The following is a 21,223-nucleotide window of genomic DNA, read 5'->3' on the forward strand; positions in this document are numbered from 1 at the left end:
AGGACGGCCGGCGGCCGGGCGCCGAACTCCCGCGCCGCCGTCGGCTCCCCGGCGGGGGAGCGCGTCACTTCGCGGGCTTGAAGGTGGCGGCGATGGTCTCGAAGAGCTTTTTCTTCTTCTTCCAGTCCTTGTCCTGGGTCTTGTAGAGCAGCGCGTAGCCGTTGTGCTTGTCGGTGACGAAGCCGCGGTCGATCACGCGTGACCGGTAGCGGCTGTCGCCGAAGGTGAACTCCCAGTCGGCCGCGGTCTTCCAGTACCCCTTGACCTCTCTGATCTCGACGAGCTTGTAGCCGGGGAAGTTCTGGCTCATGCCGGGCACGTCGCGCCGCCAGACCTTCAGAGCGTCCGACTCGGGGCTCGTGGTGTGGTGGACCTCCAGGTAGGTGTGCGAGTCCCCGCGGAAGCGGACCTCGCCGTTGCCCCTGCCGTCGACGTTCCACCCCTTCGGCAGCGAGATGGAGAAGCCGCTCGAGTGCTTGTACTTGTGCCAGCCCTCGGGGACGTCCCCGGGCCCGGGGGTGTCGGAGCTCGGGGAGGGCTCCGGAGACGGGGACTTCGTCGCCTCCTCCGAGGTGGAGGGGGACGCGGACGGCTCGCCGGAGGACGGCGCGGCGGAGGAGGGCGCCGAGGTGGAGGGCTTCTCGCCGCCCTTCCCCGTCGCCGCCGGATCCGACCCGGCGGCGCGCTCGCCGCCCGAGCCGCCCTCGCCCGCCCGCAGGCCGAGGTAGCCCGCCACGCCCGCGATGACCAGCAGCGCGGGGATGAGGATCAGTGCGACCTTCAGCATGCCGTTCGACGACCGGGGCGGGACCGGGCTGGTGGACACCTCGTGCCACCCCGCCCCGCCCTGCGGGGGTACTGCCGGAGGCGCCTGCCTCAGTCCGGCGATCGGGCTGCCGACGCCGGCGATCCCGGCCGCGCCCGAGCCGTCCTGCGCTCGGTCCGCCGTGGCGGCGCGTCGTTCGGCGCCCGCGCCCGGCGTGGATCCGCCGCTCGCGAAGGGCCGCGACGTCTCGGCGCGGGCCGCTCCGGCGCGGTCGTCCGCCCGGTCCGTACGGCTGTCGCTCCCGCCCCCGGAGCCGGTGCCCGAGCCGGTGCCCGAGCCGGTGGAGGCGGACGACGCCGGACCCGCCGTGCCCTTCGATCCGGTGGTCCCTCCCGCGGTGCCCGCGCCGGAGGACTGTGACGGCGACGACTGTGACGGCGACGATTGGGGCGTCGTGGGCGGGCGCTCGCCGGAGGAGGTGCCGGAACCCTTCGTCTTCCCCGATGTGGCCGAGTCCTCCGGCGCCCCACGGTCCTCCGTGCCGGAGGCCGCGCCGGAGGTGACGGCGGGGCCGACCTTGGCGGTGCCGTCATCGGCGCTCGCTTCCGCCGCCGCGGGACCGGATCGTCTCCCGGGCTTCTCCTTGGCGGGAGAGCCGGTCGAGGGCTTCGTACGGGCGGGCGGGGCGGCCTGCGCTCCGGTCTCCGGCATGGTCGCAGGCGCCTTCCCTGCCTGCTCCTGAACCGGGCCGTCCCCCTGCTCAGGCGCCCCTTCGTCGCGGATGACCGGGAGGGGCGAGGTGATCTCGCCGGGGCCCGCGGCCTCGCCCGCGGCCCCGGTCCCACCGCGCCCGGCCGCCGCTCCCGCGCCGGCTGCGGGCGCACGGCCCGCCTCCGCCGCCTCGTCGCCGTCCGAGGGACGCTCGTCCCGCCGGGCGGAGGACGCGGGCGGGGGAGACGCGGGCGGGGGAGACACGGGCGGGTACGGCGCCGCGCCCCGAGAGGCCTTGCCCTGCCGTGAGGCGGGCGTTTCCGGCTTCGCGGCCTCCGGCTTCGCGGGCCGTGGCGAAGCAGGCTCGGCGGGCGCGGCGGCGGGCCGCGACGGCGGCGGGGACAGGTCCCGCGACGCGCGCTTGAGCAGCCGGGTCAGCTCGTCGTAGCCCGGCCGGTCGGCGGGCTCCTTGGCGAGCATCCGCAGGAGCACGGGACCCAGCGCGCCCGCGTGCCGCGGCGGGGCCGGGTCGTCGTTCAGCACGGCGTGCATGGTGGCCATCGCCATGCCCCGGTCGTGCGGGGGCTTGCCCTCCACCGCCGTGTAGAGCGTGGCGCCGAGCGACCACAGGTCCGATTCGCGCTGCGCGGCCTCGCCGCGGAGCCGCTCGGGGGCGATGAAGGCGGGGGTGCCGACGAGCCCGGTGCGGGTCATGGTGGAGTCGGCTTCGAGCCTGGCGATGCCGAAGTCGGTCAGGACCACCCGGGCGTCATCGGTGAGCAGCACGTTCTCGGGCTTGACGTCGCGGTGCAGCACGCCCTGGCGGTGGGCGGCGCGCAGCGCGTCCAGGATCTGCAGGCCGATCTCGACGGTGCGCTCGGGGGGCAGCGGGCCGTCCTCCCTGATCACCTGCCCGAGCGAGCGGGACGGCACCAGCTGCATGATGATCCAGGGGCGGTCGTCCTCTTCGATCACGTCGTGGACGACCACCACGTTCGGGTGGGTGAGGCGGCCCGCGGCCCGGGCCTCGCGCATGGTCCGGCGATTGAGGTCGCTGAGCTCGTCGCCCATGGCGCTGTCGTAGCGGACCTCCTTGACCGCGACCGCGCGGTCCAGCAACTGGTCGTGGGCGCGCCAGACGACGCCCATGCCACCCCGGCCGATCGGCTCCATCAACTGGTACCGGCCTCCGACGAGCCGGCCTTCCGCACGCGACACTCGAACCCCTTCCTGGACCCATGAATCGTCCCACGGATGGCAAAGGGATCAACCGCGTCCATGACAGGCGATCCCGAAATCCGAGACAGATCGGTTCGAGTCGTGGCCCGTCGCTGCTAAGGTCCTTGTTATGGGTAGGTACAGCTCGTTTACGAGGCCGGCTCCGGGAGGGCCGGTCGCGTGACGTGAGCTAGCGACCATCCGGAGCCGGCTTGAGGCAGGGACGCCAGCGTCTCTGCCTTTTTCGTTCTCTCGGATGTCCGATCTCAGCGAGTCCCCATGGCAGACGGCCGGTTCCGCGGGGCCGGCCCACGGAGGAGCCCACATGTCGAAGGCAGCCCAACTCGACCGCGACGCCGTACGGATCGGCGACCTCGTGATCGGCGACGGGCGCCCCGTTGTGGTCATCGGGGGCCAGGACGCCCGCTGGCTGCGCCTGCGCGGCGACGGCGGCCCTCCCGTCGACGGAGCGGAGACCGTGCAGGACATGCCGGGGGGCTCCTCTGGGGACGGGTCTTCCGGGGACGGGGCGGTCGCCGAGGCCAGGGCGCGCTGGGCGGGCCCGCTGCTGGTGGAGCCCGCCACGGTCGCCGACCTGCCCGCCGTGGCCCGGCACGCCGACGGAGTGGTGGTCGGGGCGGCCTGGGCGGCCGACCCCGATCTCGTCCGCGCCGCGGCCCGGCTCGGGCTCCCCGTCGTCCTCCAGCGGGGAGGCGCCCGGCATGGGCGCGCGGCGACGCTGGAGGAGTGGCTGGCCGCGGTGGACGAATGCGCGGCCGAGGGCAACGAGGCGGTCGTGCTCTGCGAGAGCGGCGGCCACGGCGAACCGGAGGACGCCGCGCCCGACCTCGGGCTCATGCGCGCCGCCCGGGAGCGCACCGGACGCCCCGTGCTCGCCGGGCTGGGCGGCGACGGCGGGCTGGCGGACGCGGCGGTGGCGGCGGGGGCGGACGGCCTGCTGGTCGGCCCGGGCGCGCCCGAGCGGGCCCTCGCGGCGGCGCACGAGGCGGCGACCGTCATGGCGGCGCTCGTACGGCCGGACGATCCCGAGACCCTCGACGCGGCCCGGGCCGCGATCGACCGGGTGGACGCGGCCCTCGCCACGCTCCTCGAACGCCGGGCCGCGCTGGCCGGGCGGATCCAGCGGCTCAAGCCCGTCGGGGGGTTCCGGGGGCGGGACATGGAGCGCGAGCGGCGCCTCGTCGCGGCCATGGCCCGCCGCGCCCCCAGCCTCGGCGCGGGGCTGCTCGCCCCCATCATGAACGCCGTGATCGAGGCCGGGTTGCGCCTGTCCGAGGAGAGGCGGGACGGCGAGGAACGGAGATAGGATTCTGTTTCACCTGAGTCCCACTGGTTCGCGATCACGGCGTAGGCTCTGGTCCGCGGTCCGGTGACGATGGGGGTCTCATGGGTGATTCGTTTGTTCATCTGCACGTCCACACCGAGTATTCGATGCTCGACGGAGCGGCGCGGCTGAAGCAGATGTTCAAACTCGTGGGCGAGCTGGAGATGCCCGCGATCGCGATCACCGACCACGGCAACATGCACGGCGCCTACGACTTCTACAAGCAGGCGACCGCCGCCGGGGTGAAGCCCATCCTCGGCATCGAGGCGTACGTCGCGCCCGAGTCGCGCATGCACAAGAAGCCGGTGCTGTGGGGCGAGCCGCACCAGAAGAGCGACGACGTGTCGGCGGGTGGCTACTACACCCACATGACCATCTGGGCGCGGAACAAGACCGGCCTGCACAACCTGATGAAGCTCAGCTCGCGCGCCTACACCGAGGGCTTCGTGCGCAAGTGGGCCCGGATGGACGCCGAGATCCTCGCCGAGCACGCCGAGGGCCTGATGGCCACCACCGGCTGCCCGTCCGGAGAGGTGCAGACCCGTCTGCGGCTCGGCCAGTACGACGAGGCGCTCAAGGCGGCCGCGAGGTACCAGGAGATCTTCGGGAAGGACAACTACTTCCTGGAGATCATGGACCACGGGCTCGACATCGAGCGGCGGGTCCGCGACGGCCTGATCCGGATCAGCCGCGAGCTGGACATCCCGCCGGTGGTCACCAACGACTCCCACTACACGTACGAGTCGGACGCGGCCGGCCACGACGCGCTCCTGTGCATCCAGACCGGCAAGCAGCTGAGCGACCCCGACCGGTTCCGGTTCGACGGCAGCGGTTACTACGTGAAGTCGGCCGACGAGATGCGGGCGGTCGACTCCTCCGACATCTGGCAGGAGGGCTGCCGCAACACGCTGCTCGTGGCCGAGAAGGTCGAGCCCGAGGGCTTCTTCCCCTACCACAACCTGATGCCGACCTACCCGATCCCCGAGGGGATGACGGAGGAGGAGTACTTCCGGCAGCAGGTCTGGGAGGGCATGAAGCGCCGCTTCCCCGGCGGGGTGGACGAGGAGCACCGCGTCTGGGTCGAGAACGAGATCGGCGTCATCCTCCAGATGGGCTTCCCGAGCTACTTCCTCGTGGTCGCCGACTTCATCATGTGGGCGAAGAACAACGGCATCCGGGTCGGTCCTGGCCGTGGTTCCGCCGCGGGCTCGCTGGTCGCGTACTCGCTGGGCATCACCGACCTCGACCCGATCCCGCACGGCCTGATCTTCGAGCGGTTCCTCAACCCCGAGCGCGTCTCGATGCCCGACATCGACATCGACTTCGACGAGCGCCGGCGCGCCGACGTGATCCGCTACGTGACCGAGAAGTGGGGCGCCGACAAGGTCGCCATGATCGCCACGTTCGGCACCATCAAGGCGAAGGCGGCCGTGAAGGACGCCGGTCGCGTCCTCGGCTACCCGTACGCGCTGGGCGACCGCATCTCCAAGGCGTTCCCCCCGGCGGTGATGGGCAAGGACATCCCGCTGTCGGGCATCTTCGACTCCGACCACCCGCGCTACAACGAGGCGGGCGAGCTGCGCAAGCTGTACGACGAGGACGTCGACGTCAAGGCGACGATCGACCTCGGGCGCGGCCTGGAGGGCCTGATCCGGCAGACCGGCGTGCACGCCGCGGGCGTCATCATGTCGGCCGAGCCGCTGACCGACCACATCCCGATCATGCGCCGCGACTCGGACGGCGCGATCATCACGCAGTTCGACTACCCGACCTGCGAGACGCTCGGCCTGCTGAAGATGGACTTCCTGGGCCTGCGCAACCTCACGATCATCGACGACTGCCTGAAGATGATCGAGGGCAACACCGGGAACAAGATCGAGCTGCTGGAGCTCCCGCTCGACGACACCAGGACGTACGAGCTGCTGGCCAAGGGCGACACGCTCGGCATCTTCCAGCTGGACGGCGGCGGCATGCGCACGCTGCTGCGGCTGATGAAGCCCGACAACTTCGAGGACATCTCCGCGGCCCTCGCGCTCTACCGGCCCGGCCCGATGGGCGCCAACTCGCACACCAACTACGCGCTGCGCAAGAACGGCCAGCAGGAGATCATCCCGATCCATCCCGAGCTGGAGGAGCCGCTCAAGGACATCCTCAACACGACCTACGGCCTGATCGTCTATCAGGAGCAGGTCATGGCCATCGCGCAGAAGGTGGCCAACTACACGCTCGGCGGCGCCGACCTGCTCCGCCGCGCGATGGGCAAGAAGAAGAAGTCCGAGCTGGACAAGCAGTTCGAGTTCTTCGAGAAGGGCATGAAGGAGAACGGGTTCTCCGCGGCGGCCATCAAGGCCCTGTGGGACATCCTTCTCCCGTTCTCCGACTACGCCTTCAACAAGGCCCACACCGCCGGTTACGGCCTGGTGTCGTACTGGACCGCCTACCTCAAGGCCAACTACCCGGCCGAGTACATGGCGGCGCTGCTGACCAGCGTCAAGGACGACAAGGACAAGTCGGCGCTCTACCTCAACGAGTGCCGCCGCATGGGCATCAAGGTGCTCCCGCCGGACGTCAACGACTCCGACTTCGACTTCACCCCGCGCGGCAGCGACATCCGGTTCGGACTGTCGGCCATCCGCAACGTCGGCGCGAACGTCGTGGACGGGATCATCGCGGCGCGCAAGGAGAAGGGCAGGTTCACCGACTTCAAGGACTTCCTGCGCAAGGTCCCGGCGGTCGTCTGCAACAAGCGCGTCATCGAGTCGCTGATCAAGTCGGGCGCGTTCGACTCGTACGGGCACGTGCGCAAGGGCCTGCTGATGGTGCACGAGCAGGCCGTCGACGCGATCATCGACATCAAGAAGAACGAGGCGATCGGCCAGGACTCGCTGTTCGGCGCGATCGACGGCGGCGAGGACCAGACCTTCGACGTGCAGATCCCGCCGGGGGAGTGGGACAAGACCACGTTGCTGCAGTTCGAGCGGGAGATGCTCGGCCTGTACGTCTCCGACCACCCGCTGTTCGGCGTCGAGCACATCCTGTCGGCCGGCGCCGACTGCTCGATCGCCGCGCTGCAGGACGACAGCCGCCCCGACGGGCAGGTCGTCACGGTCGGCGGCATCCTGTCGGGCCTGCAGCGGAAGGTGACCAAGAAGGGCGACACCTGGGTCCTCACCATGCTGGAGGACCTGGAGGGCTCGATCGAGGTCATGATCTTCCCATCGGCCTACCAGCTCTGCGCGACCGTGCTCGCCGAGGACGCGATCGTCTTCGTCAAGGGCAGGATCGACAAGCGGGAGGACGTCGCGAAGATCATCGCGATGGAGGTGACCGCGCCGGACCTCACGGCCGAGTCGGGCGGGCCGCTGGTGGTGAGCATGCCGATCAACCGCTGCACGCCGCCCGTCGTCGGCCGGCTCAAGGAGGTGCTGACCACCCATCCCGGGACCACGGAGGTCCACCTCCAGGTGCACAACGGGCCGCGTACGACGGTCATGCGGCTGGACGACCGGCTCCGCGTGAGCCCGTCGCCCGCCCTGATGGGCGACCTCAAGCAGCTGCTCGGCCCGGCCTGCCTGGCCGGCTGACCGGCCGCGGGTCCTTCACATCGCGGTGCCGCCGAGCGCTCGGCGGCGCCGCCTGCCGGCTCATCGCTCGCCGGCTCATCGCTCGCCGGCTCATTGCTCCCCGGCTCATTGCTCCCCGGCGGACGACCGGCGACGCACCGGTCGCGCGGCCGACCGCCCGGTGCGCCGGCGTCACCGATCAGGCCGCCCCTTTCGCGCGCGACAGCGCATGGCCCGGAATTGATGCGGTTTGATTCGCATCGCTCGTGGTTGATTCCGATCACTCGCCGGCTGCTGCGCCGCCATGCGCCGGATGTGTATGCCTGAGTACGTCGAGGCCCGGGAACGGCGCGGCCGTCCGGATGGCGGCGGCGCGGGAATCAGGGCCTCCGGCGATCGACCGGCCACGAGGAGGCGGGCAATCGTGAGAACTTCCAGGAATTCCAAGGCCCGGGCCGTGGGAGGCGTGATCGCCGCCCTCGGCCTGGGCGCGGCGTTGCTCGGCGCGCCCGCGCCGGCGCAGGCGAGCGCTCTCAGCTGGGCGCCCGGCGGATGCAACAAGGAGGCCCCCACCGGCTCCGGCTTCGCGGCCAGTGCCTGTGTCAGCTACACGTCGAACTCGCGCAGGGCCTACTACCACTCGGACGCCTACATCGACGCCAAACCATCCGGTTGCTTCCAACTGAAGATCGAAGAGTTCGACTGGAGTGGCAACCGGGTCGCGACGCAGGACTGGCAGAGGTTCTGCGGGACGGGCCGCTACGCCGGACCGACGTTCGAGGCGTCCGCCAGTTACGGCCGCCTCTACAGCGAACTCACCATCGTCAACGGATCGAAGGTCTACGTGATCAACAGCCCGTACATCGGCTATTCCTTCCCCTGATCCTCCCTCCCCCGGAAAAGGAGACACCGAACGTGGCATCGCGAAGGTCGGCCCTGGCCCTGTCCGTCGCCGGCGCGCTCGTCCTGGGTGCGCCGACCGCCCCGGCGTACGCCGACAACAGCACCAAGACGGGATCGTTCGGCAGCGGACGGCATATAGAGGTCCGGGTCTGGAAGGCTCCCGGCAACAACAACCCCGGCTTCTCCACGTCCGTCTGGACCTACAACGGGGCAGCCCTGTGGAAGGTGGACTGGGTCAAGGACGTCACCACTGTCTACGTCAACAGCGTCAGCGGATTCAGCGTCAGCTACGCCGAGTCGGGGGGGCCGAGCGGCACCGTGAACACGTCCGGCACCGAGCTCTCGCTGGAGTGGACCAACGAGAACGCCTACGAGTCCGAGGTCAAGGGCAACATCAGCAACAGCGTGCTGACCACGATCAGCACGAAGGTCTGCGGGCAGGGCTCGGCCTACTCCCGGTCCCTCGGCATCGCCAGCAGCGTCGTGTCCACCTGCGCCGGCTGGTTCTAGGGCCCTTCCAGGAGGCGCCGCAGCGGCGGCAAGGCATACCCCACGGGCGGCCCGGCGACGGGCCGGGCCGCCCCCGGCACGAAATCGGCGAAGTGAGGGATGGCGTGAGCAGAGCGTCTCGTGCCGGCGTGAGGCGGCGGGCCGCCGCCCTCCTGCTGGCGGCCACGACGACGGCGGGATGCGGGCACCACTCCGAGGGGACCGGCCCGGGCGACGCGGGTTCCGGGGCTCGGCGCGCGGCCTCGGTGGAAGTGCTGCGCACGCCGGACGGGCTCTACGCCCCGTTCCACCGTCCACCCGCCCCCAGCCTCTACGACTCCGCGTACGCCCTGGACGTCCTGCGACGCGTCGGCTCCCCGGGCGGCCCGATCGGCGACCCGGCGGCCTTCCGCGCGGAGGTCGCCGACCAGCTCGACGGCGATCCCCTCTTCGGCCTCCTGTACCTCGCCATGATCGAGCAGAGCACGGGCGCGACCCTTCACACGGCTCAGGACGTGGAGCGGATACGGGGGATGCTGACCCGCGAGGGCTTTTTCGCCGACCCGTCCGTCTCGGGCGCGCCCGCACGCGACGACGGCCTGCGCCTGGCGGGAACGACCGCGGCGCTGCGCGCCCTCACCGGCTTCGGCGGCGTGCTCACCGCGAGGGAGCGGCAAGCGGTGCTCGGCTGGCTCTCGGAGCGCGGCCCGGCGGCCTCCGCCACCAGCCTCACCCAGCGCTGGCACCTCGTGCAGGCGTTCGACGCCATCGCGGCGCCGCTGCCCGGCGCGGTGCGCCGCGAATTCCTCCGGGCACTCGACCGGTGGTGGGCCGGCGCGCGCGACCGCCTCGACCGGCCGGCGGCGGGGGACCTACGCGTCGAGACCTGCTCGTACGTCCTGCTCGCCGGCGCGCTCGGCGCCGACCTGACGGGCCGCAGAGCCACTCTCGCCGCGGCCCTCGAACCCGCCGGCGCGCCGGGCGACGACACCCAGCCGGCACAGATGACGGCGCTGGCCTGGCAGGCGCTCGGCGAAGACCCGGGTGCGCTCGCGCCGCTGCGCGACGCCCTGCGCGCCGCCCCGCTCGGGCCCGGACTGCTCGTGACGAAGGTCCAGGTCGCGGGTGATCTTTCCGCGTCGCTGGCCGTGGAGACCCTGCGGGCCGAGTCGGGGCGGGACACCAGGGACACGGCCCTGACCCGTGCGCTTCAGGAGCGGCGGGCCGAACTGGGCGGCTCCGACCCGCGGACGCGGGCGATGTGGCTGGCCGCCCTGTCGCTGGCCACAGGAGGGACCAAGCGGAGCGACGCCGTGCCCGTGCCCGGGCTCGCCGGGCCCGCGCTGCTGACCCTGAGGAAGGTGCGGAGCTGGTTCCAGACGGCGGAGGCGCTGAGAGCGGCCGGCGCCCGCCCACCCGCGCCCCGGATCGTCCCCTGGCCCTACCGCACCCCCGAGCAGCGGTACGCCTGGCACCTGGTCACGCTGGAACTGGGCGCCGGGGCCGCCCCGGCGGCGCTACGGCCTGCTCAGCCGGCGGCGGAGGCGATCAGCGAACTGCGCAGCGGCTCCCTTGTCCGGGCCTGGGCCGCGCTGGGGGCGGCGCACGCCTTGGGCTGGCGTCCGGACTCGGCCACCCGCGCCGAACTGGCCCGGCTGCTGCGCCCCCTGCGGTGCCCCGACGCGCCCGCGCTGTTCCACGACGCTTCCGCCGCCGACTGCGACGTCTACTCCACCCTCGCGGCACACCGGATCCATCGGCTCGCGGGCATGACGGCGCCCCCGCTGTGACACACCTCGGCGGACCGGGAGGGCCGCTGCCGTGGACGGCCCCGGCACGGCGTCGCCTCGACCGGGGGGGCATGTCCGCCCGCCGAAGAGCTCGTGCCGCACCGGCGATCAGATCGTGCAGCCGGGGATGAGCACGTGGCCGAGTCGTCCGTCGTCGCCGCGCAGCACGGCGTGCGGGAGGTCGTCCACCCAGTCGCGCACCTGCTCGGACTCGTCGGCCGTACACGCCTCCCTGCGGGGCGGCTCCGTACGGTCCGCGCGCGACAGGGCGCGCACCTCCCGGACCTCCCGCCCGGCGCCGAGATCCTCGAAGATCGACAGCGCCTCCGCCAGGCTGCGGCGGGCCTCCTCCGGCCCGGCCGCGAGGCCGAGCGCCGTCAGCGCCCGGGCCCGGTGGTAGGGGTCGCCCAGCTCTTCGAACAGCGTGACCGCGCGCCGGCCCCACGCCAGAGCGGACGGTCCGTGGCAGGCCGCGCACCTGTTCCGGTAGGCCGTGCACAGGTTCATGAAGATCAGCGCCTGCGCGTGGCGGTCGTCGAGGTCCCGCGCGGCGGCGAGGGCGGCGCACAGCTGCCAGAGGATGTACGTGGGCGTGCGGTCCGGGCGGCCGCTCAGGTAGGTGAGCGCGAGATTGACCCGCGCGTGCATGAGAGCGGTGCGGTTGCCCAGTCCGAGTCCGTCGAGACGCTGGAGCAGCGTGACGGCCTCGGTCAGCACCTTCGCCGCCTCAGGGTGGCGCCGCCTCGCACGCAGGGCGTCCCCCAGCGCCACGGCGGCCTGCGCCCTGCCGCGAAGGTCGCCCGCGAGAGCGCAGATGCGGCGGTCGCGGCGGTGGCATGCCTCCGCCTTGGCCAGGGCCCCCATCCGCAGGTACGTCAGCCCGAGGTTGTGCAGCACCGGGCTGCGGGCGCGGTCGTCGCGCGCCAGGCCGAGGGCCCTGCGCAGCTGCGCGGCGGACTCGTCGTAGCGGCGGGCGAGGCGGTAGGCGTTGCCCAGGGTCATGGCCGCGGCGAGTTCGGCGTGACGTCCAAGCCGTCCGGCCGCGTCCACGGCGGCCAGCGCCGTGGTGATCCACTCGCCGGTGCGCTGCCGGAACTCGAAGTAGGGCGCGAGGTCCACCGCGAGCGCGTGCGACCGCGCCCAGTCGCCGCGCCCGGCGGCGGCGACGGCCGCCACGAGCGTGCGTCCCTCGGCGTCCAGCCACGTCACGGCCTCCTCCCGGGAGGCGAACACCTCCCGCCGGGCCTGGGCCTGTGCTTGTGCTTGTGCTTGTGCTTGTGCCTGGGCCTCCGGCAGGGACAGCCACGCGCCGGCCGCACGGGCCCGGGCGCAGCAGTGGTCGAGAAGCCGGTCGCACGCCTCCTCGTGCCGGTCGGGCCCCGCCTGGTCGCGGGCCCGCTCCTCGGCGTACAGGCGGACGAGGTCGTGCATGCGCCACCGGCCGTACGCGCCGCCGCGCTCCACGAGATGCGCGCGGTGCAGGGCCTCCAGCAGGCGGCGGGCACCGCGAGGCTCCCGGTCCGCGACGACGGCGGCGGTCTCGGTGGACAGGTCGGGGCCGGGGGCGGCGGTCATCAGCCGGAACATCCGGGCCTCCTCCGCCTCCAGCCGGCGGTAGGACAGCTCGAAGGCCGCGCGCACCCCACGATCCTCGTACGACAGCTCGTCGAGCCGGGTCGCGGCCTCCTCCAGGTCCTCGGCCATCGCCCGCAGGGGACGGGCGGGATCGGCGGCCAGGAGCGCGGCCACGATCCGCACGGCCAGTGGCAGCCCGCCGCACAGACCGGCGATGTCCGCCGCCGCGGCGGGCTCCCGGGCGACCCGGGTGTCGGCGTCGCCCAGGGCCAGGCGAAGCGCGCGGGCCAGGAGTTCGACGGCCGCGCCGGGCGCGAGCATGCCGAGGTCGAGGAGGCGCGCCCCCACGTCCAGCGTGTGCCGGGAGGTGATCAGCACCTGCCCCGTGCCGGGCAGCAGCGGCCTGACCTGCTCGGCTGAGGAGGCGTTGTCGAGGACCAGCAGGATCGGCCGGCCCTGCTCGGCGTACGCGTCCAGCACCGTCGCGAACAGCCGGGCCCTGTCCTGGGTGCCGGGAGGGACGCGTTCGGGGTCCAGCCCAAGCGCCCGCAGCAGCTCGCCGAGCACCTCGCCAGGCCGCGCGCCGCACTGCCGCCCCTGTGCGGTCCGATCGCGGCCGGGACGCTCGTCCCTGCCGTGCTGTTCCGCGTGGCCGGGGACGTCGCAGTGGCAGGGGAGGTCGGCGTAGCCGTGCAGGTCGGTGAACAGCACCCCGCCGGGAAACCAGCCGCGCTCCCGGGCGAGGTGCGCGGCCTGCAGGGCGAGCTCGGTCTTGCCGGCGCCGCCGAGACCCGTGACAAGGGCGGCGCGCGGGCGGTCCGGCTCGGCGCGCGTACCGGCACCGGCATCCGGAGCGGGACCGGCATCCGGAGCGGGACCGAGCAGGCCGAGCAGCACGGACAGCTCGTCGTCCCTGCCGGTGAACGCCTCCGTCCGCGGGGGCGCCCCGGACAGCGCCGGGGTCACCTGCGGGGGAAGCCGCACGGTGACCGTGTGGCCCTGGATCACCGCGTTGAGGAAGAGCCCGCCGCTGATCGTGTTGCGGGTCGCGGCCACCCGTTCAGTCCTTCCCCGCGCGCTCGTCCGGCGCGGACGGGCGGGGACCGGAGACGAACGGTCCGCTGATCGTGTGCCCCTGGATGACCGGGCCGTAAATCGTGCCGCCGCTGATCTCGTTGTGCACCGCGGCCCGCACGTCGCGGTGCACGGCGTTGTCCACCGCGTTGCCCACGGCGTTGTTCATCCTGCCCGCGTCGCTCGCCGGTGTGGGCGCCGTCTCCTGCCTGCGGGTCAGCAGCAGCCCCCACACCCCGACGCCCAGGCCCGCCAGGCCGACGAAGAGCCCGATGACGCTCGCGAGTTTGTCGGCCTTGTCGAGCCCCACCGTGGAGAGGTACACGGCGAGCGCCGAGCCGGCGCCGACCGCGGCGATCCCGCCGGCCCATGTGAGAACACGTGTGAGAACACGTCCGCGCATGCCCCCATCATCGCCCCCCGCCTCCCCGCGCGGCAGGCGCAATGGCGGGCGCGGCATCATCCGCTCAGGCGTGGCGCCGTACGCGGTGGACAGGGTGGTGGCGGCGAGCCGGTGCTTCGGCTCGGCGAGATGCCCGGCCTCGCGCCGGCTGCTTCGCCGCGTGCGCCGCACCGTGCTTCGCGTCGTGGGTCGCGTCGTGGGTCGTTCGCGGGTGCCGGCCCTCGTGGCTCACCGCGCCGTGCCGGGCCCCGGGCGTGCGGGGCGGAACCGCCGCCCGGCGTCCTGCCGTCCCGTGGTCGGCCGTCCCGTGGTTGTTCGCACCGTGTTTCTGCGTCCCGCGCTCTGCCGCCCCGTGTTGTGCCGCCCCGTGTTGTGCCGCGCCGTGTTGCGCCGCGCCGTGGCGTGCCGTGTCACGTCGGGCTTCGGCGCGTCGGACGGCGGGCGGCGCCGCTGGAGGAGCGGCGTGGGGGCGGGCGAGACTCGCCCAGCCCGTCCCGTCTGTCGTCGCCGGCACGCCGCCGGGCCCTCTGCGGAGTGGCGCACGGGGCGAGGTGCCACGGGCCACCGAGCGGGCGCCGGTGGCGGCCGGCGAGTCGCGGGTGGGGTGGACCACGGTGGAGCGGCTCGGAGGGGCGGCGGAGACGGCGCGGACGGCGGTGGGGGTGGTCCTGCCGCCTCCGGCCAGGGGGGTGGTCCTGGCGCTGCCGGAGCCCTGCTCGCCGCCGCTCGCCGCGCCGTCCGTCGCGTCCTTGTCGGAGGCCGAGGCGCTGTCGCCGTCGTCGTGCTTCCCGCGCTCGGCCTCCCGCTTCTTCTTCTCCTTCTCGCGCTGCTTCTCCAGCGCCTCCTTCAGGCCGGGCGTGAAGCCGCCGCCGAACCGGGCCATGTCCGGTGGGACGAAGCCGTACGGCGGGGTGTCCCGCAGGGCCGCGTGCATCGAGTCCACCCAGATGGGGCCGGGCAGCGAGGCGCCCTGCACCGCGCCGTAGTAGCGGCCGCCGATGGTGACGCCGGTGAGCGGATAGCGGTAGGAGCCGCGGATGTCGCCCACGCTGACGGCGGCGGCGAGGCCGGGCGTGTACCCGGCGAACCAGGCCGAGGTGTAGCCGTTGTTCGTGCCCGTCTTGCCCGCGGCGGGCCGGCCGATGGACTGGCCGCGCATGGTGCCCTTGGTGAAGACTCCCGTGAGCACGTGGCTCACCGCGTCGGCGACCGCGGGTTCGAGCGCGGTCACACAGGCGGGCGGTATCTCGGTGCGGGTGCCGTCGCGCTCCACGACGGCGGTGATGGCCATCGGCCGGCAGTAGCGGCCGCGGGCGGCGAACGCCGCGTACGCCGCCGCCACGGTCGTCGGGTCCATCTCGTTGGCGCCCAGCGTGAACGTCGGCACCTCGTGGAGCGGCGTGCCGTCCGCCCGCCTGATGCCGAGCGACTTGGCCGTCTGCACGACGTCGCACAGGCCGACCTCGCGCTCCAGCCGCATGTAGAAGATGTTCACCGACTGCCAGGTGCCCATCTCCAGGCTGTACGGCCCGCCGCCGCCCTCGCCGCCCGCGTTGTGGATGACCGTGTTCGGGTCGTTGACGGCCCTGCCCGAGCAGTCGCGGTAGCCGTACGACGGGACGTACGCGCCGGGGATCGTGAAGCCGTCGCCGAACCGCATTCCCTGCTTGAGCGCGGTGGCCAGCGTGAACACCTTGAACGTGGACCCCGCCTGCAGGCCGAGCCCGCCGCCGTGCGCGGTGTCGGCAGCCAGGTTGTAGGTGGTGCTGGGCCCGAGGTCGCGGTCGTGCGGGTTGCGCCCGTAGCGCTTGCTCACCGCCATCGCGCGGATGAGCCCGGTGCCCGGCTCGATCATGGTCTCCGACGCCACCTGGTTGTCGCGGGGCCTGACCCGCGCGGCGATGGCACGCTCCGCGGCCCGCTGCGCGACCGGGTCGATGGTCGTCCAGATGGTCAGCCCGCCCCGCTGGAGGCGCCGCTCCCGGTCGGCCCTGGTGTACCCGAAGGCGGGATTGGTGAGCACCTCGCGCTCCACGTACACGCAGAAGAAGGGGTGGGCGCTGCCGGCGCAGCCGCCGGGCTCGGGGCGCAGGTGCAGCGCCAGCGGCTCGGCGGCGGCGGTGCGCGCCGCGTCCTTGCCGATCACCCCGAGCTCGGCCATCCGGCCCAGGACCAGGTCGCGCCGCGCGCGCAGCCGCTCACGGCGCTCGTCGCCCAGTGAGGGATCGGTGTCGTACGGCGTGCGCACGGCGCCGGCGAGCGTCGCGGCCTGCGTGAGCGTGAGGTCGGCGGCGTCGACGCCGAAGAACCGCTTGGCCGCCGCCTGGACGCCGAACGCCCCCGCGCCGAAGTAGGCGATGTTGAGGTAGCGCTCGAGGATCTGGTCCTTGGTGTATTTGCGCTCCAGCGCCAGCGCGTACCGCAGCTCGTCCAGTTTGCGGCGGAACGAGCGTACGAGGGCCTGCGCGCGCTCCTGTTCCGACTCGGCCTGGCTCAGCATGATGTTCTTGACGAGCTGCTGGCTGATGGACGAGCCGCCCTGCCTGATCCCGCCGGCCCGGGTGTTGGTGACGAAGGCACGCAGCGTGCCCTTGAGGTCCAGGCCGCCGTGCTCGTAGAACCGGGCGTCCTCGATGGCCACGATGGCCTGGCGCATGACCGGGGCGACCGCGCTCAGCGGCACCGACTGCCGGTTCTGGTAGTAGAACTGGGCGATCTGGTGCCCGTTGCGGTCGAGCAGCCGGGTCACCTCGGGCAGCGGCTCCTCGCGCAGCGGCGCGGGCAGGTCGGTGAGGGTGGACGCCGCGCTCCTGGCCGCCAGGCCGGCCCCGCCCACGAGAGGCATCACCAGCCCGGCGACCAGGATGCCCCCGGCCGCGCCGCACAGGCCCAGGGCGAGGACGGCGCGCCCGAGATCGACGCGGCCGAGAAGACGAGAGGTCACGGGATATCAGTGCGACCTCTGGCGTTTCTCCAAACCCGGGGGCCGCAAAGCTTTACGTGAGCCTGTTGATCTTCAACCCGAGGGAGGTGAACTGTTCGAACGGTCTGTGGTAACCGCGTTCGATGTGGTTGACGCCCCGCAGGGTCGAGGTGCCCTCGGCCACGGCGGCGGCCAGCACCGCGGAGAACCCGGCGCGGATGTCGGGGAGCGTGACGTCGGCCCCGCGCAGGTTGGAGACTCCGCGTACGACCGCCGAGTGCTTGGCGTTGGTGTCGTGGTAGCGGCACGCCGGTCCGCCCAGGCACTGCGCGAACACCTCGATCTCGCACCCCATCTTCTGCAGCGCGGGCACGTACACGAGCCGGTTCTCGAACACCGTCTCGTGCAGCACCGACATGCCCTCGGCGCGGGTGAACAGCACCATCAGCGGCGTCTGCCAGTCCGTCATGAAACCGGGGTGGGTGTCGGTCTGCACCGCCGCGGCGCGCAGGCCGTCCGGGGCGGAGGCGCACAGCCACTCGTCGGTTATCTCGAACCGCGCGCCCATCCTCGCCAGCGTGGTGATGGCGGTGACGAGCCGGTCCTGGTGGCAGCCGTGCACGCGCACCTCGCCGCCCGTCACCAGGCCCGCCACGAGGTAGGAGAACGCCTCGATGCGGTCGCCGGCCAGCCACGTGGAGGCGCCGTGCAGCCGCTCGACGCCCTCGATGACGATGCGGCGGTCGGGGCTCAGCTCGATCATCGCGCCCATGCGCTGGAGGAACAGCGCCAGCTCCACCACCTCGGGCTCCATGGCCGCGCCCTTGATGACGGTCTTGCCCTCCGCCAGCACCGCCGTCATGAGGATCGTCTCGGTGGCGCCCACGCTGGGGTAGGGGAGCGTGATGCGGCTGCCGCGCAGCCGGGCCGCCTTGGCGGTGATGCCGTTGTCGCCGACCTCGATCTCCGCGCCCATCGACCGCAGCGCCTCGACATGGAAGTTGACCGGCCGCCTGCCGATCGGGTCGCCGCCGACGAGGGGGACGAACGCCTCACCCGCCAGGTGCAGCAGCGGGCCGAGCATCAGGATCGGGATGCGGTTGAGCCCGGTGTACTCCTCCGGGACCCGCGGCCGGATCTCGCTGCCCCGCTCGATGGTGATCTCACCCGGGGTGATCTCCACGTGGATGCCGAGGGCTTCGAGCATGGCGGCGGTGAGCCCCACCTCGCCGACCTCGGGGGCGTTGTGCAGCGTGCTCGGACCCGTGCCGAGCATCGCCGCCACCATGTGTTTCGAGACCGCGTTCTTCGATCCCCGGACCTCCACGTCCCCCCGCAAGGGGCCGGACGGGTCGATCTGCCATACTTCTTCGCTCACTCGGCCTCCTTGGCCCACACCGATGCCGTGTGTCCCCTGCACCCGGCTCCAGCAAGAGTAACGGGACCGGACCCAATCACCACGTGGGTACTATCGGGACGGTGCGGCATCTGAGGGGCAATCTGGCGACGATCGGCCTTACCGTCCTGGTGCTCGCCGTCCTCGGGGTGGCCGCCGGATACGTGTGGTCGGCGCTCGCCCCCGCCGCGCAGTACGTGCTGGTCGACGGGACGCCGCATCTGGCCGATCCAGAGACGCAGTCGCTCATCGAGGCCGACGGCTGGTTCGCCGTGGTCACCGGCGCGTTCGGCCTGGTCTGCGGGATCGCGGGGTACGTGCTGTCGCGAGGCAGGCCGGTCGAGGTCCTCGTGGGGCTCGCGGCCGGCGGGCTGCTCGCCGGATGCGTCGCGATGCTGATCGGCGGCACGGCCAAGGGCGGGGTCCAGGCGGCGGGACCGGGCGGCTACACCACCACGACCTCGCTGGACCTGACCGCGCACGGCGTGCTGTTCGCCTGGCCGCTCGTGGCGACCGCGGTCTTCTGGGTCATCGAGTTCGCCGTGACCTACAACGAGCGAAGCCGCTGAGCTCTGTCACCAGACCCTGCCTGCTGAGCCCTGCCACTGAGCCCTGCCGCCTGAGCTCTGCCGCCTAAGCCCTGCCGAGGCCCGGCTCGGTCCGCCAGAAGCCGGTCGCCCGTTCGAAGGCGTGCCCGAGGCGCAGGACGTCCATGTCGGCCCACGGCCTGCCCACGATCTGCAGGCCGACCGGGAGACCGTCGGGCGTGAAACCGCACGGCACCGACATCGCGGGCGCGTGCAGCACGCTGATCCAGTAGCACGACCGCATCCACGCCAGGTAGTCGGGCATCTCCACCCCGTCCACCTCCGTGACGTACGGCTGCTCGACCGGGAACGGCGGCACCTGGCTGACGGGCGCCACCAGGAAGTCGTAGCGGCCGAAGAACTCGCGCATGCGGTGGAACAGCCCGGTGCGCAGCCGCTCGGCCCTGGCGAGGTCGGCCCCGGTGACCTTCCGCCCCTGCTCCACGTTCCAGGCGACGTTGGGGCCCACCTCGGGGAGGTCGCCGAAGTTGAGCGCGTAGTACCACGACCGGTAGACGCGGAACGCCTCCTCGGCGCCGGACAGGTCAAGGTCCACCCGCTCGACCTTGGCTCCCAGCGCGGCCAGCGTCTCGGCCGCCCGCGCCGTCGCCGCGGCCGTGCGGGGGTCGACCGGGAGGCCGCCGAGGTCGGGGCTGAAGGCGACGCGGACCCCGGAGATGTCCAGGTCGAGGGACGCCGCGAACGCCGAGCCGTCCTCGCGGATCGAGAAGGGCGAGACCGGGTCGAACCCGGCCACGGCCGACATGAACAGCGCCAGGTCGCCGGCCGTGCGGGCCATCGGCCCCGGCACGCTGAGCGTGAACCAGGCCGCCGTCGCCGACTTCGCCGGCACCCGCCCCGGAGTGGGCCGCAGGCCCGCCACGTTGCAGAACGACGCGGGATTGCGCAGCGACCCGCCCATGTCGGAGCCGTCGGCGAGCGGCACCATCCGGCACGCCAGCGCCGCCGCGGCGCCCCCGCTGCTGCCGCCCGCGCTCTTCGACAGGTCGTAGGGGTTGCGGGTCGCCCCGAACACCTCGTTGACCGTGTGCGAGCCGGTGCCGAACTCCGGGGTGTTCGTCTTGCCCAGGGCGATCCCGCCCGCCTCGCGGATGCGCCGCACGAGCGGGTCGTCCTCGGCGGGGACGTGGTCGGCGAACGCCCGCGAGCCGTACGTGGTCCGCACGCCCGCGGTGTCGGCCAGGTCCTTGTGCGCGACCGGGATGCCGTGCAGCGGGCCGCGCACCAGGCCGCGCCGCAGGTCCTCGTCGGCGCGTGCGGCCTGGTCGAGCGCCCGCTCGGCGGTCAGCGTCACGACGGCGTTGACCCGCGGGTTCGTCTCCTCGACGCGCCGCAGGCACGCCTCGGTCAGTTCGACCGCGCTCACCTCGCGCGCCCGCAGCAGCGCGGCCATCTCCGTCGCGGTGAGGTCGACCAGTTCGTTCACGTTTCCCCCGTTCGGTGCGGTTCCCCGGCCAGTCTTATGGCCGCTGAGCCGTACGGGCGACGGCAACAGTAGACAGGCTCAGAGCTTCGCGATGGGGGCGGTCACGGCCTGGGCGAGCCGGACGAGGTTGCCCGGCGCCGTCTCGATCTGCAGGCCGCGCCGCCCGGCGGAGAAGTAGATCGTCTCGAAGCCGAGCGCGGAGTCGTCCACCACGGTCGGCAGCCGCTTGCGCTGCCCGAGCGGGCTGATGCCGCCGACCACGTAACCGGTGACCCGCTCCACCTTGGCCGCGTCGGCCATCGCCGCCCGCTTGCCCTTCAGCGCCGCCGCGAACGCCTTGAGGTCGAGCTTGCCCGCCACCGGCACGACCGCGACCGCCAGGCCCGCCTCGGTCTCCGCCACCAGCGTCTTGAAGATCCGCTCGTACGGCAGCCCGAGCGCGTCGGCCGCCTCCTCGCCGTACGCCTGGGCGTTGGGGTCGTGGTCATAGGGGTGAAGGGTGAACTCCGCCTTCGCCTGCGTGAGGGCGACCGTCGCCGGAGTGCTCTGGCCGCCCTTGCTCTTGGTCTTGCTCACGACGGTAAGCCTAGTGCGGAGGCTCCTCCCCGCTTCGCCCCCTGTGGACAACTCAGCGATCCGAACGGGAGAGCAGACGGATCACTCGTCCGCGTGTTCCTGTGCCACGTCGGTCACCGCGTGGTCGAGCTGTTCGAGGCGGCTCAGCTCTCGTCGGTACTCCTGAAGCTGTGCTTCCTTGCCCTTCCACTGGTCACGGCTCATGCCTCTCGACAGATTCAGATCCTCCTCGACGAGTTGGATCCAGCGAGCGAGCAGGACCTTACGGTCTACCTCTTCCATTGCCTAGGGCTCGACCTCCCGTGCCTAGGGCTCGACCTCCCGGCCTGCGACCCAGCGGTAGCGGGTCATCTCTCCGTTCTGCCGAAGGGACACCCACGCTTCCGCCACGTCCGACCGCTGGGATGTCTCTTCCGTGCTGGTCACGGGAGACCAACGAATGGCCGCACGGCACAAT

Annotated in this window: 14 protein-coding genes; 6 read left to right on the forward strand and 8 right to left on the reverse strand. The window is 72.6% G+C overall.

Translation table 11 applies throughout. From position 1 onward, the window contains the following. Positions 1 to 64: 64 nt before the first annotated feature. Positions 65 to 2,695 (reverse strand): serine/threonine-protein kinase, encoded by a 2,631-nt coding sequence (locus FLW16_RS01720; RefSeq protein ID WP_142556852.1) that lies wholly within the window; start codon positions 2,693 to 2,695, stop codon positions 65 to 67. 325 nt (positions 2,696 to 3,020) lie between these two features. On the opposite strand from FLW16_RS01720, the gene FLW16_RS46095 reads away from it, so the two are divergent. The 5 genes from FLW16_RS46095 (at position 3,021) to FLW16_RS01745 (ending at position 10,785) form a co-directional block, all read left to right on the forward strand. Further along, positions 3,021 to 4,022 (forward strand): chorismate mutase, encoded by a 1,002-nt coding sequence (locus tag FLW16_RS46095; RefSeq protein ID WP_142556854.1) that lies wholly within the window; start codon positions 3,021 to 3,023, stop codon positions 4,020 to 4,022. Between the two features lie 80 nt (positions 4,023 to 4,102). Next, a complete protein-coding gene (gene dnaE, locus FLW16_RS01730; RefSeq protein ID WP_142556856.1) occupies positions 4,103 to 7,624 on the forward strand; it encodes a DNA polymerase III subunit alpha in 3,522 nt (1,173 codons plus the stop codon). Positions 7,625 to 8,027: 403 nt separating this feature from the next. Further along, a complete protein-coding gene (locus FLW16_RS01735) occupies positions 8,028 to 8,486 on the forward strand; it encodes a hypothetical protein (RefSeq protein ID WP_142556858.1) in 459 nt (152 codons plus the stop codon). Positions 8,487 to 8,518: 32 nt separating this feature from the next. Further along, complete coding sequence (locus tag FLW16_RS01740) at positions 8,519 to 9,016, forward strand: hypothetical protein (protein WP_142556860.1); 498 nt, start codon at positions 8,519 to 8,521, stop codon at positions 9,014 to 9,016. 104 nt (positions 9,017 to 9,120) lie between these two features. Continuing rightward, positions 9,121 to 10,785 (forward strand): hypothetical protein, encoded by a 1,665-nt coding sequence (locus FLW16_RS01745; RefSeq protein WP_142556862.1) that lies wholly within the window; start codon positions 9,121 to 9,123, stop codon positions 10,783 to 10,785. Between the two features lie 108 nt (positions 10,786 to 10,893). Here FLW16_RS01745 and FLW16_RS45880 read toward each other — a convergent pair whose 3' ends face one another. The 4 genes from FLW16_RS45880 to murA form a co-directional block, all read right to left on the reverse strand. Continuing rightward, the gene (locus FLW16_RS45880; RefSeq protein ID WP_142556864.1) at positions 10,894 to 13,416 is read right to left on the reverse strand and encodes a tetratricopeptide repeat protein; all 2,523 of its coding nucleotides are present in this window, start codon (positions 13,414 to 13,416) and stop codon (positions 10,894 to 10,896) included. A gap of 4 nt (positions 13,417 to 13,420) precedes the next feature. After that, positions 13,421 to 13,837, reverse strand: coding sequence for a hypothetical protein (locus tag FLW16_RS01755; RefSeq protein ID WP_142556866.1), 417 nt, complete (start codon positions 13,835 to 13,837; stop codon positions 13,421 to 13,423). 64 nt (positions 13,838 to 13,901) lie between these two features. Next, entirely contained in the window at positions 13,902 to 16,781 is a 2,880-nt protein-coding gene (locus FLW16_RS01760; protein ID WP_260614766.1) for a transglycosylase domain-containing protein, read from the reverse strand. Positions 16,782 to 16,833: 52 nt separating this feature from the next. Then, a complete protein-coding gene (gene murA / locus FLW16_RS01765) occupies positions 16,834 to 18,138 on the reverse strand; it encodes a UDP-N-acetylglucosamine 1-carboxyvinyltransferase (protein WP_142556869.1) in 1,305 nt (434 codons plus the stop codon). Between the two features lie 101 nt (positions 18,139 to 18,239). Here murA and FLW16_RS01770 point away from each other — a divergent pair, with 101 nt between their 5' ends. After that, positions 18,240 to 18,725, forward strand: a complete 486-nt coding sequence (locus FLW16_RS01770; protein WP_142556871.1) for a hypothetical protein — start codon at positions 18,240 to 18,242, stop codon at positions 18,723 to 18,725. Between the two features lie 64 nt (positions 18,726 to 18,789). On the opposite strand, the gene FLW16_RS01775 is transcribed toward FLW16_RS01770, so the two are convergent. From FLW16_RS01775 to FLW16_RS01785, 3 genes are all read right to left on the reverse strand, one after another. Beyond that, positions 18,790 to 20,190 carry an amidase gene (locus FLW16_RS01775; protein WP_142556873.1) on the reverse strand — a complete coding sequence of 467 codons (1,401 nt, stop codon included), beginning with the start codon at positions 20,188 to 20,190 and terminating at the stop codon, positions 18,790 to 18,792. Between the two features lie 78 nt (positions 20,191 to 20,268). Continuing rightward, positions 20,269 to 20,766: a Cys-tRNA(Pro) deacylase gene (ybaK, locus tag FLW16_RS01780; RefSeq protein WP_142556875.1), complete on the reverse strand. Its 498-nt coding sequence runs from the start codon at positions 20,764 to 20,766 to the stop codon at positions 20,269 to 20,271. An 81-nt stretch (positions 20,767 to 20,847) separates the two neighbouring features. After that, positions 20,848 to 21,048: a hypothetical protein gene (locus tag FLW16_RS01785; RefSeq protein WP_142556878.1), complete on the reverse strand. Its 201-nt coding sequence runs from the start codon at positions 21,046 to 21,048 to the stop codon at positions 20,848 to 20,850. Positions 21,049 to 21,223 lie beyond the last annotated feature (175 nt).

Origin of the sequence: Microbispora sp. KK1-11 (genome assembly GCF_006874435.1) — a bacterium.
Classification (GTDB): domain Bacteria; phylum Actinomycetota; class Actinomycetes; order Streptosporangiales; family Streptosporangiaceae; genus Microbispora; species Microbispora catharanthi.